General features: G+C 68.1%; 17 protein-coding genes. 1 reads left to right on the forward strand and 16 read right to left on the reverse strand.

Annotation, left to right across the window (positions count from 1 at the left end; genetic code table 11):
* Nucleotides 1-41: 41 nt before the first annotated feature.
* The gene (locus R1Z03_RS15680; protein ID WP_317352583.1) at nucleotides 42-410 is read left to right on the forward strand and encodes a DUF2917 domain-containing protein; all 369 of its coding nucleotides are present in this window, start codon (nucleotides 42-44) and stop codon (nucleotides 408-410) included.
* On the opposite strand, the gene hisD is transcribed toward R1Z03_RS15680, so the two are convergent.
* The 16 genes from hisD to R1Z03_RS15760 all read right to left on the reverse strand — a co-directional run bounded on the left by hisD (nucleotide 407) and on the right by R1Z03_RS15760 (nucleotide 13114).
* Entirely contained in the window at nucleotides 407-1720 is a 1314-nt protein-coding gene (hisD, locus tag R1Z03_RS15685; protein WP_284426011.1) for a histidinol dehydrogenase, read from the reverse strand. The genes R1Z03_RS15680 and hisD overlap by 4 nt on opposite strands.
* Nucleotides 1721-1765: 45 nt before the next feature.
* The gene (locus R1Z03_RS15690) at nucleotides 1766-2119 is read right to left on the reverse strand and encodes a hypothetical protein (RefSeq protein WP_317352588.1); all 354 of its coding nucleotides are present in this window, start codon (nucleotides 2117-2119) and stop codon (nucleotides 1766-1768) included.
* Nucleotides 2120-2235: 116 nt separating this feature from the next.
* Complete coding sequence (gene hisG, locus R1Z03_RS15695) at nucleotides 2236-2880, reverse strand: ATP phosphoribosyltransferase (protein ID WP_372588159.1); 645 nt, start codon at nucleotides 2878-2880, stop codon at nucleotides 2236-2238.
* Nucleotides 2881-2950: 70 nt separating this feature from the next.
* Nucleotides 2951-4234: a UDP-N-acetylglucosamine 1-carboxyvinyltransferase gene (gene murA / locus R1Z03_RS15700; protein WP_284410983.1), complete on the reverse strand. Its 1284-nt coding sequence runs from the start codon at nucleotides 4232-4234 to the stop codon at nucleotides 2951-2953.
* Nucleotides 4235-4328: 94 nt separating this feature from the next.
* Nucleotides 4329-4571, reverse strand: a complete 243-nt coding sequence (locus tag R1Z03_RS15705) for a BolA family protein (protein ID WP_272567594.1) — start codon at nucleotides 4569-4571, stop codon at nucleotides 4329-4331.
* 37 nt (nucleotides 4572-4608) lie between these two features.
* A complete protein-coding gene (locus R1Z03_RS15710) occupies nucleotides 4609-5364 on the reverse strand; it encodes an ABC transporter permease (protein ID WP_272567593.1) in 756 nt (251 codons plus the stop codon).
* Nucleotides 5361-6338 (reverse strand): ABC transporter ATP-binding protein, encoded by a 978-nt coding sequence (locus R1Z03_RS15715; RefSeq protein WP_284429927.1) that lies wholly within the window; start codon nucleotides 6336-6338, stop codon nucleotides 5361-5363. The genes R1Z03_RS15710 and R1Z03_RS15715 overlap by 4 nt, the downstream gene beginning before the upstream one ends.
* A gap of 174 nt (nucleotides 6339-6512) precedes the next feature.
* Nucleotides 6513-6782: a lipid asymmetry maintenance protein MlaB gene (locus R1Z03_RS15720; RefSeq protein ID WP_284426007.1), complete on the reverse strand. Its 270-nt coding sequence runs from the start codon at nucleotides 6780-6782 to the stop codon at nucleotides 6513-6515.
* Between the two features lie 22 nt (nucleotides 6783-6804).
* Nucleotides 6805-7449 (reverse strand): phospholipid-binding protein MlaC, encoded by a 645-nt coding sequence (locus R1Z03_RS15725; RefSeq protein WP_284429926.1) that lies wholly within the window; start codon nucleotides 7447-7449, stop codon nucleotides 6805-6807.
* A gap of 140 nt (nucleotides 7450-7589) precedes the next feature.
* Nucleotides 7590-8354, reverse strand: coding sequence for a VacJ family lipoprotein (locus R1Z03_RS15730; protein ID WP_284429925.1), 765 nt, complete (start codon nucleotides 8352-8354; stop codon nucleotides 7590-7592).
* Nucleotides 8351-8854, reverse strand: a complete 504-nt coding sequence (gene mlaD, locus R1Z03_RS15735) for an outer membrane lipid asymmetry maintenance protein MlaD (protein WP_284396724.1) — start codon at nucleotides 8852-8854, stop codon at nucleotides 8351-8353. Before mlaD ends, R1Z03_RS15730 begins: the two co-directional genes overlap by 4 nt.
* A 38-nt stretch (nucleotides 8855-8892) precedes the next feature.
* Nucleotides 8893-9675, reverse strand: coding sequence for a lipid asymmetry maintenance ABC transporter permease subunit MlaE (gene mlaE, locus R1Z03_RS15740; protein WP_284426006.1), 783 nt, complete (start codon nucleotides 9673-9675; stop codon nucleotides 8893-8895).
* Nucleotides 9672-10490: an ABC transporter ATP-binding protein gene (locus R1Z03_RS15745; RefSeq protein WP_284396723.1), complete on the reverse strand. Its 819-nt coding sequence runs from the start codon at nucleotides 10488-10490 to the stop codon at nucleotides 9672-9674. Before R1Z03_RS15745 ends, mlaE begins: the two co-directional genes overlap by 4 nt.
* A gap of 206 nt (nucleotides 10491-10696) precedes the next feature.
* On the reverse strand, nucleotides 10697-11488 hold the full coding sequence (locus R1Z03_RS15750; protein WP_284396720.1) for an amino acid ABC transporter ATP-binding protein: 792 nt from the start codon (nucleotides 11486-11488) through the stop codon (nucleotides 10697-10699).
* Nucleotides 11469-12122 carry an amino acid ABC transporter permease gene (locus R1Z03_RS15755; RefSeq protein WP_272567580.1) on the reverse strand — a complete coding sequence of 218 codons (654 nt, stop codon included), beginning with the start codon at nucleotides 12120-12122 and terminating at the stop codon, nucleotides 11469-11471. Before R1Z03_RS15755 ends, R1Z03_RS15750 begins: the two co-directional genes overlap by 20 nt.
* Nucleotides 12123-12313: 191 nt before the next feature.
* On the reverse strand, nucleotides 12314-13114 hold the full coding sequence (locus tag R1Z03_RS15760; protein WP_317352603.1) for an amino acid ABC transporter substrate-binding protein: 801 nt from the start codon (nucleotides 13112-13114) through the stop codon (nucleotides 12314-12316).
* Between the last annotated feature and the right edge of the window lie 187 nt (nucleotides 13115-13301).

The raw sequence follows: 13301 nt of genomic DNA on the forward strand, positions 1-13301 counted from the left end.
GTGGCTGGTGCGCCCTGGCACGCCCGAGCACAGTCGATCCCATGAACTCCCTGACGCACCCCACCCCGGCCGCCCGGCCCTCCTTGCCTGCCGCCGCCGGCCCATCGGCCACGCACCGGACCCTGCGGCCGCTCGCACCCGTGCAGACCCTCGCCTGCCCGGCCCATCAGTCCGCCGTGCTGGAGGTGCTGCAGGGCTGCGCCTGGGTCACCTGCGACGGCTGCGAGGAAGACTATTTTCTGGCGGCCGGCGAGCGCCTGGACCTGCACGGCCCCGCCACGCTGCGGGTGAGCGCCGAAGGCGCGCAGCCTGCGCGGCTGGCCTGGCGGTGCGGGCCCGTCGCCCATGGCGGCACCCGCGGTTCGCAGGGGCCCGCGCGGGCGGCCCGCGTGGAGGTAGCCCGTGTTTAGGGCTTGATGCGCATCTCGGCCGCCCGTGCGTGGGCCTGCAGGCCCTCGCCGTAGGCCAGCTCGGCGGCGATCTTGCCCAGCGTCTGCGCACCGGCCTCGCTCACCTCGATGAGGCTGCTGCGCTTTTGGAAGTCGTACACGCCCAGCGGCGACGAGAAGCGGGCCGTGCCGCTGGTGGGCAGCACGTGGTTGGGGCCGGCACAGTAGTCGCCCAGCGATTCGCTGGTGTAGGCCCCGAGAAAGATCGCCCCGGCGTGCCGCAGCAGCGGCTCCCAGCGGTGGGGCTCGCGGCTCGAGACCTCCAGGTGCTCGGGCGCGATGCGGTTGCTGATGGCGCAGGCCTCTTCCATGTCGCGGGTGAGGATCAGCGCGCCGCGGCCGGTGAGGCTCTTGGCGATGATCTCGGCACGGGGCATGGTGGGCAGCAGCCGATCGATGGCGGCCTGCACTGCGTCGATGTAGGCGGCGTCGGGGCTCAGCAGGATGGACTGCGCGAGTTCATCGTGCTCTGCCTGGCTGAACAGATCCATGGCCACCCAATCGGGCGGCGTGGAGCCGTCGGCCAGCACCAGGATTTCGCTCGGGCCGGCGATCATGTCGATGCCCACGGTGCCGAACACGCGCTTCTTGGCGCTCGCCACATAGGCATTGCCGGGCCCGGTGATCTTGTCCACCTTCGGAACGGTGGCCGTGCCGTAGGCCAGTGCGGCCACGGCCTGCGCGCCCCCCAAGGTGAAGGCACGCGTCACGCCGGCCACGTGGGCGGCGGCCAGCACCAGCGGGTTGCGCGCGCCCTGCGGGGTGGGCACCACCATGATGATCTCGCCCACGCCCGCCACGTGCGCGGGAATGGCGTTCATCAGCACGCTCGAGGGGTACGCGGCCTTGCCGCCGGGCACGTAGATGCCCACGCGGTCGAGCGGCGTGACCTTCTGGCCCAGCAGCGTGCCGTCCTCGTCGCGGTAGCTCCAGCTTTCGCCGCTGGCCTTGCGCTGCGCCTCGTGGTAGCGGCGCACGCGCGCAGCGGCGGCCTCCAGGGCCTCGCGCTGCGCGGTGGGAATGGCCTCGAAGGCGGCCTTCAGTTCGTCCTGCGACAGCTCCAGCCCGGCCATGGAATCGGCCTGCAGGCCGTCGAAGCGGCGGGTGTATTCCAGCACGGCCGCGTCGCCGCGGGCCTGCACGTCGGCCAGGATGTCGGCCACGCGCTGCTCGATGGCGGCATCGGTCTCGGCGGACCAATGCAGGCGGTCCCGGAACGCGGCCTCGAAATCGGCGCTATCGGTACGCAAACGAACAGGCGTGGCTTTCATGGCTTTTCTATCTCTATCGCGAAGGGGAAGAAGGGGCCGCCGGGCTCATTCGGTCTCTGCCGACACGTCGCCCGTCTTGCGGTTGTACTTGAGCGTGATCTTGTCGAGTTCGCAGAGGTTGAAACCCTCCCACTCGACTTCCGAGGCGTCGTCGGTGAACACGACCTTGATGTCCTGGATGCAGTGCTTGGTGTCGCCGAACTTGAACTTGCGCGAGGCGCCGTTCACCAGCTGGTTGCGGCCCAGGCGGTCGCTGCCCCACTTGTCCATCTTGGTGGGCGAAATATAGACCTCGTTGAGCGCATAGCCGGTGCGATTGACCAGCGTGAAGTCGGCATCGGCGGCAAACGAGGCGCCGCTCAGCGCCAGACAGCCCAGCACCAGGATTTTCTTGAACATGGAACACCTCAGATTTTTGAAACATAAGATGCATCGAGAAACAATTTTCTCGACACAGCCCGGATTCTGCCCCGTCCTGGCCGGCGTGGGATTCGATCTGAGGCACCCGCGCAACGTCAGCCGCCGGCGGGGATGACCGACGCGAACGCGTCGATGATGCGGCGCAGCGGCGCCTGCTTGAGCTTGAGCGCCGCCTGGTTCACCACCAGGTGCGAGCTGATGTCCATGATGCGCTCCACCTCCACCAGGTGGTTGGCCCGCAGCGTGTTGCCCGTGGACACCAGGTCGACGATGGCATCGGCCAGCCCCGTGAGCGGCGCCAGTTCCATGCTGCCGTAGAGCTTGATCATGTCCACGTGCACACCCTTGGCCGCGAAAAAATCGCGCGCGATGGCGGTGTACTTGGTCGCCACCCGCAGGCGCGAGCCCTGCTGCACTGCGCGGACGTAGTCGAAGTCGTCCCGCACCGCCACGCTCACCCGGCACTTGGCGATCTGCAGATCCAGCGGTTGGTACAGCCCCTGGCCGCCGTGCTCGATGAGCGTGTCCTTGCCCGTCACGCCCAGGTCGGCGCCGCCGTACTGCACGTAGGTCGGCACATCGGAGGCGCGCACCAGCACCACGCGCACGTCGGGCTGGTTGGTGGTCAGGATGAGCTTGCGCGACTTCTCGGGGTCGTCCAGCACCGCAATGCCGGCGGCGGCCAGCATGGGCAGGGCTTCGTCGAAGATGCGGCCCTTGGACAGGGCAAGAGTGATCATGGTCATAGGGGTGAAGAAAAAAGGAACCCGGCCGCCACGCGCCAGGGACCCGGGGGGCAGCGAAGCCGGCTCATGCCGCCCTCTCGATGTCGGCCCCGAGGCCGCGCAGCTTGGCTTCCATGCAGTCGTAGCCGCGGTCCAGGTGGTAGATGCGGTCCACCACGGTGGCGCCGTCCGCCACCAGCCCGGCGATGACGAGGCTGGCCGAGGCGCGCAGGTCGGTGGCCATCACCGTGGCGCCGGACAGGCGCGCGGCCGTGCTGCCCAGGCCCTCGATCACCGCGACCTTGCCGTCGGTCTGGATCCTGGCGCCCAGGCGCGCGAGCTCGTCCACGTGCATGAAGCGGTTCTCGAAGATGGTCTCGGTGACCGTGGAGGTGCCCTGCGCCACCACGTTCAACGCCATGAACTGCGCCTGCATGTCGGTGGGAAAGCCGGGGTACTCGGTGGTGCGAAAGCCCTGCGCGCGCAATTGCGCGGCGCCCGGGCTCTTGACGCGGATGCCCTCCGGCTCGGCCTGCACCTGCACGCCGGCTTCGCGCAGCTTCTCGATCACGGCGTCCAGGTGGTCGGCGCGGCCGTGGCGCAGCAGGGCCTCGCCGCCCGTGGCCGCCACGGCGCACAGGAAGGTGCCGGCCTCGATGCGGTCGGCCACCACGCGGTGCGTGGCACCGTGCAGGCGCTCCACGCCCTGGATGCGGATGCGGCTGGTGCCGTGGCCTTCGATCCGGGCGCCCATGGCGATCAGCATCTCGGCCAGGTCGGAAATCTCGGGCTCCTGCGCGGCGTTCTCCAGCACCGTCTCGCCCTCGGCCAGCGTGGCGGCCATGAGGAAGTTCTCGGTGCCCGTCACGGTGACCATGTCGGTGGTGATGCGCGCGCCCTTCAGGCGCGTGGCGCCCGCCGGCAGCCTGGCGATCATGTAGCCGTGCTCCACCAGGATCTCGGCGCCCATGGCGGTCAGGCCCTTGATGTGCTGGTCCACCGGGCGCGAGCCGATGGCGCAGCCGCCCGGCAGCGACACGGTCGCCTCGCCGAAGCGCGCCAGCAGCGGCCCCAGGGCCAGCACCGAGGCGCGCATGGTCTTGACCAGCTCGTAGGGCGCCTCGGGCGTGGAGAGCGCGCCCGCATCGATGCGCACCGTGCCGTCCGGCGAGCGCTCGGCCGCCACGCCCATGTTGCGGATGAGCTTGAGCATGGTCGCCACGTCCTGCAGCTGGGGCACGTTCAGCAGCGTGACGGGCTCGGCCGTGAGCAGCGCAGCGCACAGCTCGGGCAGGGCGGCGTTCTTGGCGCCGGAAACCAGCACCTCGCCATGCAGCGCGCGGCCGCCGCGAATCAGGAGTTTGTCCATGGCATCAAGCCCGGTGTTTCAGTCAAAAGTGCCACCAGTGCAATCAACACTATGGCATATAGCTATCAAAAAGTGAGCAACCAACCGCAGGCCGTCAGGCGCCCTGCGCGGCCCACTCGGCGGGCGTGAAAGTCTTCATGGACAGCGCATGCACCTCGTCGGTCTGCATGCGGGTGCCCAGCGTGGCATAGACGCGCTGGTGGCGCTGGATGGCACGCTTGCCCTCGAACTCGGCCGAGACGATGGTGGCGTACCAGTGCCGTCCGTCGCCTTCCAGCGCGAGGTGCTCGCAAGGCAGGCCGGCGGCGATGAGGTCTTTGAGTTGGTCGGCGGTCATGGATGGGCTCGGGGGTCGTGGGTGCGTCGTCGCGTCGTCAATTGCGAATCTTGTAGCCGGTGCGCAGCAGGTGCACCGCCAGCGCGCTGACCAGCAGCCAGGCGATGCCCACGATGCCCAGGCTCAGCCACGGCGACGTGTCGCTCTGGCCGAAGAAGCCGTAGCGAAAGCCGTCGATCATGTAGAAGAACGGGTTCAGGTGGCTCACCGTCTGCCAGAACGGCGGCAGCGACTGGATGGAATAGAACACGCCCGACAGGAACGTCATGGGCACGATCACGAAGTTCTGGAACGCCGCCATCTGGTCGAACTTGTCGGCCCACAGCCCGGCGATCAGCCCCAGCGTGGACAGCAGCGCCGCGCCCAGGAGCGCGAAGGCCAGGATCCACAGCGGCGCGGCGAAATCGGGCCGCGCGAACGCGAGCGTCACCACGAACACGCCCAGCCCCACGACCAGCCCGCGCACGATGGACGAGCCCACGTAGGCCACGAACCACGCCCAGTGCGACAGCGGCGTGAGCAGCACGAACACCAGGCTGCCCATGATCTTGCTCTGCACCAGGCTGGAGGAGCTGTTGGCGAAGGCGTTCTGCAGGATGCTCATCATCACCAGCCCCGGAATCAGGAAGGCGGTGTAGCTGATGCGGTCGTACACCTTCACGTGGTCTTCCAGCACGTGGCCGAAGATCAGCAGGTACAGCACGGCCGTGAGCACGGGCGCGGCCACGGTCTGGAAGCTCACCTTCCAGAAACGCAGCACCTCTTTGTAGAACAGGGTCTGCCAGCCGGTCATAGGCGCACCCCGCCTTCGGCCGTGGCCTCGGGTCCTTCGGGCGGCGCGGGCTCGCGGGCCGGGTCGGGGTAGCTGCTTTGCGCCATCACGTTGAGGAACACGTCCTCCAGATCGGCCTTGCGGATCTCCACGTCATGCACGGCCACGCCCGCGGCGCGCAGCACGGCCAGGTGGCGCTCGATGTCCTGCGCGTCCTGCGCGGGCAGCTGCACCACGCGGCCGGTCACCCGGGCGATGGCCGCCAGGGCGGGCGGCAGCACGTCATCGGTCTTGAAGCGCATCACGTTCGTCGAAGCCCCGTGCAGCAGGTCGGAGGTGGTGGACAGCGCCACCATGCGCCCGCGCTTGAGCATGGCGATGCGGTTGCACAGCGCCTCTGCCTCTTCCAGGTAATGGGTGGTGAGCAGCACCGTGTGGCCTTCCTTGTTCAGGCGGGCGACGAAGTGCCACAGCGTCTGGCGCAACTCGACGTCCACGCCCGCCGTGGGCTCGTCGAGCACGATGATGGGCGGCTTGTGCACCAGCGCCTGGGCCACCAGCACGCGGCGCTTCATGCCGCCCGAGAGCTGGCGCATGTTGGAGCCGGCCTTGTCGGCCAGGCCCAGGTTTTCCAGCAGCTCGTCGATCCAGGCCTCGTTGTTCTTCACGCCGAAGTAGCCGGACTGGATGCGCAGCGCCTCGCGCACGTTGAAGAACGGGTCGAACACCAGCTCCTGCGGCACCACGCCCAGCTTGCGGCGGGCGGCGGCGAAATCGGCCTGCACATCGCTGCCCTGCACGCGCACGTGGCCGCTGGTGGCACGGGCGAGGCCGGCCAGGATGCTGATGAGGGTGGTCTTGCCCGCGCCGTTCGGCCCGAGCAGGCCGAAGAACTCGCCCTCCTCGATATCCAGGCTGACGTTGTCGAGCGCCTGGAAAGGGCCTTTGGGCGTGGAATAGGTTTTGGAGACGGACTGGAAGGAGACTGCGGGCATGGGAGCCGGTGATTTTACGGCGTGCCGGCAACCGGTGCCCGCGCAAGGCGATGGGAAAGCAAAAGAGCCATGGACGGCGACTCGCGCCCGCACGGGGCAGCGCGCGAACCAGGCGGTGCGGCAGCCAGGCAACGGACGGGCCGGCGCCCCGTGCAGGCGCCGCACCCGAAGGGCTCAGGCGGCCGGCAGCAGCTCGCCCACGCCGTACAGGCCGGCGAGCTTTTGCAGCCCGTCCGGCAGCGACTTCACCTCGAACCGCTTGCCGTCCAGCAGCGCGGCGCGGCGGCAGCCCAGCAGCACCGCCAGCGCCGACGAGTCGAACGTGGTCAGCGCGCTGGCATCCACCACCAGCAGCTCGTCGCGGTGGGCCTTGAGCCCCTGCAGCAGCATGCGCAAGCTCGCATTGGCCTGCGCATGGGTCAGTTCCGAAGGAAGCACCAGCATCGCGATCGGCTCCGGCGAACGGTCAGCCGCCCTTGGCGGCGTTGGCCTTGTTGCGGGCCACCAGTGACTCGATCAGGCCGTCCACGCCCTTGGCGTTGATCTCCTGCGCGAACTGGCCGCGGTAGGTTTCCACCAGCCACACGCCGAGCACATTCAGGTTGTAGATCTTCCAGCCGGCGCCGTCGCCGGGCGTCTTCTCCAGGCGGTAGTCGAGCTGGATGGGGTCGCCGCGGCCCTGGATCTCGGTGCGCACCAGCACGTCCTTGTCGTCGGCGGCCATGCGCAGGGGCTTGACGGTGATGGTCTGGTCGTTCACCTGGCTCAATGCGCCGGAATAGGTGCGCACCAGCAGCGTCTTGAACTCGTCCTGCAGCCGCTTTTGCTGTTCGGGCGTGGCCTGGCGCCAGCCCGGGCCCACGGCGGCGGCGGTCATGCGGCGGAAATTGACGTGCGGCAGGATGGTCTTGTCGACCAGCGCCATGATCTTGTTCACGTCACCGGCCTTGATGCTCTTGTCGTTGCGAACGGTTTCCAGCACGTCGGCCGACAGGCGCTTGACCAGCGCATCGGGCGCTTCTTCGGCGGCCAGTGCGGACAGCGGGGCGCCGAGCCAGAGCACGGCGGCGGTGCAAAGGGCGGCATGGCCCAGGGTGCGTCGATTCATCATCAGTGTCGTTCCTTCCTCGGGCACGCCCAGATGGCGTCCCTTCGATTCGTTCATTCTCGGGTCGGGCCGGCGCCAGGATGCGTCGGTCCGGTACACGGATGCAAGCAACTGCAACCGCGCCGCGCCAAGGCCGAGGCCCTTCAGCGCGCCGGCTCTTCGGGCAGCTTGCCGCCGCCGTCGTCGTATTCTTCCTCGCCACTGTTGGCCGGCGCGCCGCCTTCCTGGCTGCGAACCTGTAGGAACACATCGCGCGTGAAGCTGTACTTGTCGAGCGCCGCGGTGTCCAGCACCGAGCTGGCACGCAGCAGGTTGGAGCGGATGTTCACCACGCGCAGGGCATACAGCGAGTTGCGCGCCGACACCGGGTCCACGTACGAGACGAGGTCGCCCTTGGCATCGACCGGCAGCGCGAGCGTGTCGCGCACGGTGGACGGGCCCAGCAGCGGCAGCACGAGGTACGGGCCGGTGGGGATGCCCCAGTGGCCGAGCGTGAGGCCGAAGTCCTGCTTGGCGCGGTCCACGCCCATTTCGCTGGCCACGTCGAACACACCCCCTAAGCCGAACACCGTGTTCACGTTGAAGCGCACCAGGCTGTTGAGCGCGCCCTCGCCGCGCAGCTGCAGCAGGTTGTTCACGAACGACCAGGCATCACCCAGGTTGGAGAAGAAGTTGCTCACGCCGGTGCGCACGGGCGCGGGCGTGATGTCGCGGTAGGCCGTGGCGACCGGCCGCAGGATGATCGAATCGACGTTGTCGTTGAAGTTCGTCATGCTGCGGTTGTAGGGCTCCAGCGGGTCACGCGGGTTGGCCCCGGGGCCGCTGGCGCAGCCCGTCAGGAAGAGCGCGCCCAATGCCAGTGCGCTGCCGTGGGCCAGGGCCCGTTTCATGGTCGTTGTTGTCGTCATTTTTTGCCACCTGTGCTGGAGGAAGGCGCGCTGCTGCTGTTGCCGCCGCCCTCTGCCTTGCCATAGAGAAATTGTCCGATCAGGTTTTCCAGCACCACGGCCGACTGGGTGGAGGAGATCTTGTCGCCTTCCGCCAGGTTGGCTTCGTCAGCACCGGCCTGGATGCCGATGTACTGGTCGCCCAGCAGGCCGCTCGTGAGGATCTTGAGCGAGCTGTCCTTGGGGAACGCATAGCGCTTTTGCAGCTCCAGCGTCACCTTGGCCTGGAAGCTCTTGTCGTCGAAGGTGATGGACTGCACGCGGCCGACCACCACGCCGGCGCTGCGCACCGCCGCCTGGGGCTTCAAGCCGCCGATGTTGTCGAACAGCGCGGTGACCTGGTAGCCGGTCTGGAAGTTCAACTTGAGCAGGTTGGCGGACTGCAAGGCCAGAAAGACCAGCGCCGCGCCGCCCAGCAGGACGAACAGGCCGACCCAGATATCGTTCTTGGAATGCTGCATGGTGTGTGTTTCCTAGGGGTTGCGGGCGTGCGGCCCCGTCAAATACTGAACATCAGGGCGGTGAGGACGAAGTCCAGCCCCAGCACGGCGAGCGACGCCATCACCACCGTGCGCGTGGTGGCCCGCGACACGCCTTCGGGCGTGGGCTTGGCCAGGTAGCCCTGCAGCAGCGCGATGAACGTGACGGTGACGCCGAACACGAGGCTCTTGAGCACCCCGTTGCCCACGTCCTTCCACACGTCCACGCCGCCCTGCATCTGGCCCCAGAAGGCGCCGCCGTCCACGCCGATCATGAGCACGCCCACGATCCAGCCGCCGATCACGCCCACCGCGCTGAACACCGCGGCCAGCAGCGGCATGGTGAACACGCCGGCCCAGAAACGCGGCGCGAGGATGCGGCGCACCGGATCGACGGCCATCATCTCCATGGCCGAGAGTTGCTCGCCCGCGCGCATGAGGCCGATCTCGGCGGTGAGCGAGGTGCCCGCGCGGCCGGCGAACAGCAGCGCCGTGACCACCGGGCCCAGCTCGCGCACCAGCGACAGCGCCACCAGAAGGCCCAGCGATTCGGCCGAGCCGTAGCGCTGCAACGTGTAGTAGCCCTGCAGGCCGAGCACGAAGCCCACGAACAGGCCCGACACGGCGATGATGGACAGCGAATAGTTGCCCAGGAAATGGATCTGGTCGCGCACCAGCCCCGGGCGCTGCAGCGTGGGGCCGATCAAGGCCACCAGCCGGCCGAACAGGCGCGCCGCGCGGCCCATGCCGGCCAGATGGCTGCGCACCGCGAAGCCCACATCGGAAGGACGCCACCAGCTCATCGCGCACCTCCGGGGGTCGGGCCGAAATCCTGCGCCACGTCGGGGCCGGGGTAATGGAACGGCACGGGGCCGGTGGGCAGCGCGTGCACGAACTGGTGCACCAGCGGGTCGCGGCTGGCGCGCACCTCGTCGGGCGTGCCCTGCGCGGCCACGGTGCCCGGGCCGAGCACGATCACGTGGTCGGCCACGCGGAAGGTCTCTTCCACGTCGTGCGAGACGATGAGGGTGGTCAGGCCCATGGCGTCGTTCAGCTGCCGGATGAGCTGGGCCGCCGTGCCGAGGGAAATGGGATCGAGCCCCGCGAAAGGCTCGTCGTACATGATGAGTTCGGGGTCCAGCGCGATCGCCCGGGCCAGCGCCACGCGCCGGGCCATGCCGCCCGAGACCTGGCTGGGCATGAGGTCGCGCGCGCCACGCAGGCCCACGGCATTGAGCTTCATCAGCACGATGTCGCGGATCAGCTCCTCGGGCAGGTCGGTGTGCTCGCGCAGCGGAAAGGCCACGTTCTCGAACACGCTCATGTCGGTGAACAGCGCCCCGAACTGGAACAGCATGCCCATGCGGCGCCGCGCGGCGTACAGCGTGGCGGCATCCATGCGGCCCACGTCCTGGCCGCCGACCAGCACCTCGCCCTGCTGCGCCCGCTGCTGGCCGCCGATGAGGCGCAGCACCGTGGTCTTGCCGCCGCCGGAGGCGCCCATGAGCGCCGTGACCTTGCCGCGCGGCACGGACAGCGAAACGTCGCGCAGGATGTCGCGCTCGCCGTACGAGAACGTCACGTTGCGCAGTTCGACCAGAAGTGGGTGCTCAGGCATTCAGAGGGATGAAGAAGGGGACCAACCAGTGATTGTCGCGGGTCAGGGCAAACCCCGGGCATGCGATGGTAACGCAAACATACATGCATGGATGTTTGCAAAAATCCAGGGGGCAAGAATGCTCATTTTTTGATAGCGACATGCCCTAGTGATGATTGCCCTGGAAGCCGATTTTGCTTGGATTTTTACCGGCCACTCAATGCCGGTCAAAGCATGCTGCGAAGAAATGCCTGGGTGCGCGCATGTTGCGGATTTGCGAAAAACGCCGCCGCTGGGGCCGATTCGATCAGCTCCCCCCGGTCCATGAACACCACGCGGTGGGCCACCTCGCGCGCAAAGCCCATCTCGTGGGTGACGACCAGCATGGTCATGCGGTCGCTGGCCAGTTCGCGCATGGTGCGCAGCACTTCGCCGGTCAGCTCGGGGTCGAGGGCGGAAGTGGGCTCGTCGAACAGCAGGATGTCGGGCTCCATCGCCAGCGCGCGCGCAATGGCCACGCGCTGCTTTTGCCCGCCCGACAGCCGGCCGGGAAAGTGGTCGCGCTTCTCTGACAGGCCCACCTTGGCCAGCAGCGCCTCGGCGCGGGCCACCGCGGCCTCGCGCGGCATGCCGCGCACCACCATGGGCGCCTCGATCAGGTTCTGCAGCACGGTCAGGTGCGGGAACAGATTGAACGACTGGAACACCATGCCCATCTTTCGGCAGATGCCGCGCACGCGGGCCTCGGGCACGTAGGTGCAGCGGCCCGCCGCGTCGGTGGTCGCCAGCGCCTCGCCTTCGATGGCGATGTGGCCGCTGTCGATGGTCTCCAGGTGGTTCAGGCAGCGCAGGAAGGTGCTCTTGCCCGAGCCCGAGGGCCCGATCACCGCCACCACCTCGCCGCGCCCGAGGGTGAGCGACACGTCGCGCAGCACCGGCGTGCCGCCGAAGGCCTTGTGCAGGCCGCGCGCCTCGATCATGGGCACCGCGCCCGCCGCGTCAAGCGTCGTGTCTGGCATAGCGTTTCTCCAGGCGCTGGAAGCCCCAGGTGAGCACCAGGGTCATGGTCAGATAAAAAGCCGCCGCCACGATGAACGGCGTGGTGGTGAAGTCGCGCTGCACGATGCCGCGCGCGGCGCGCAGCAGGTCGTTCAGGGCCAGCACGTAGATGAGGGAGGTGTCCTTGACCAGGGTGATGGTCTCGTTGCTCATGGGCGGCAGGATGCGGCGCACCATCTGCGGCAGCACGATGCGGCGCATGGTCTGGCCGTAGGTCATGCCCAGCACGCGGGCGGCCTCGTACTGGCCCCGGTCCACCGACTGGATGCCGGAGCGGAAGATCTCCGCGAAATACGCCGCGTAGTTGAGCGCGAAGGCCACCACGGCGGCGGGAAAGTCCGGCAGCCGCACGCCGATGACCGGCACGAACGGCAGCGCGAAATAGATGAACAGCATCTGCAGCATGAGCGGCGTGCCGCGCATGAGCCAGATGTAGCCGTTGACCAGCGCCGACAGCGGCGCCAGGCGCGACACGCGCGCCAGCGCCAGTGCGAGCCCGAGCGGCACGGCCAGCACGAGCGTGATGGCGAAGAGCTTCAGCGTGACCGCGGCGCCCTGCGCCATCGGCCCCAGAAGGGAGAGAACGTAATCCATCTATGAGCTACGAGAGTCCATGGCTAAACGACTGCGGCCGGCAAGGCCTGCAACCTGGGCAACTGGCGCGGCCCGATACCAGCGGCAGCCGCGCAAGGGCCGCCCCGCCGCGCCGGCTGCGTCCCCCTTCCCGCATCACGCAGCGAGGCGAGAGAAGGGGGAAGGCGCGCAGCGCCTCAGGGGGTTGTTCTTTATTTGACGATGTTCTTGCCGAACCACTGCGTGGCGATCTTTCCGGCCGTGCCGTCCTGCTTCATGTCGGCCAGGGCCTTGTCCAGGCGGCCCTGCAGCGCGGTGTCGTCCTTGCGCACGCCCACGCCGTAGTCTTCGGTGCCGAAGTGCTCGTCCAGCACGGCGTAGGCGCCGGGCTTCTTGGCCACGTAGTAGCGGCCCACCACTTCATCGACCACCACGGCTTCCAGGCGGCCGGTGGACAGGTCCATCAGCGCCGTCACGTTGTCGCCGAAGGTCTTGAACTCCTTGAACGACTTGAACACGGCGTCTTCCTTCTTGACCGCATCGACCGCGCTGCTGCCCTCCTGCGCGCCCACCACCTTGCCGGCCAGATCGGCCTTGGCCTTGATGGGGGACTGGGCCGACACCACGACGATCTGGTGGTTCTCCATGTACGGCGCGGTGAAGGCGATGTTCTGCTTGCGCTCGGGCGTGATGGTCAGCCCGTTCCACAGCGCATCCACGCGCTGGCCGGACAGCTCGGCCTCCTTGGCGCTCCAGTCGATCGGCTTGAACTCCACCGCCACGCCCATGCGCTTGGCGGCTTCGCGCGCCATGTCGATGTCAAAGCCCACCAGTTCGTTCTTCTCGTCGCGAAAGCCCATGGGCGGGAAGTTGTCGTCCAGGCCCACCACGATCCTGGTGGCGGCGGCCGGTGCGGGGGTGGCGGCCGCAGCGGGCTGCGCGCTGTCGTTCTTGCCGCAACCGGCCAGCAGGGCGCCCAGGGACATCAATAAAACGGCTGCAATCTTTTTCATGGCGTATCGGGTGTTCCAGAGAGACGAAAAGCAATGCGCGCGGCGGCCCGGGACAGCGGGCGGCCACGCGCGAAGGGGGTGGGACCAGGCCGGTATTGTCTCCGACCGCGCGAAACGCGCCCCAAGGCGGTGCAGCGCGCGCCAGCAGATGAGAACCAAAATGGCCTGCAGCGCAATCATCACTAGG

Origin of the sequence: Acidovorax sp. BLS4 (genome assembly GCF_032929295.1) — a bacterium.
In the GTDB taxonomy this organism is placed as follows: domain Bacteria; phylum Pseudomonadota; class Gammaproteobacteria; order Burkholderiales; family Burkholderiaceae_C; genus Paracidovorax.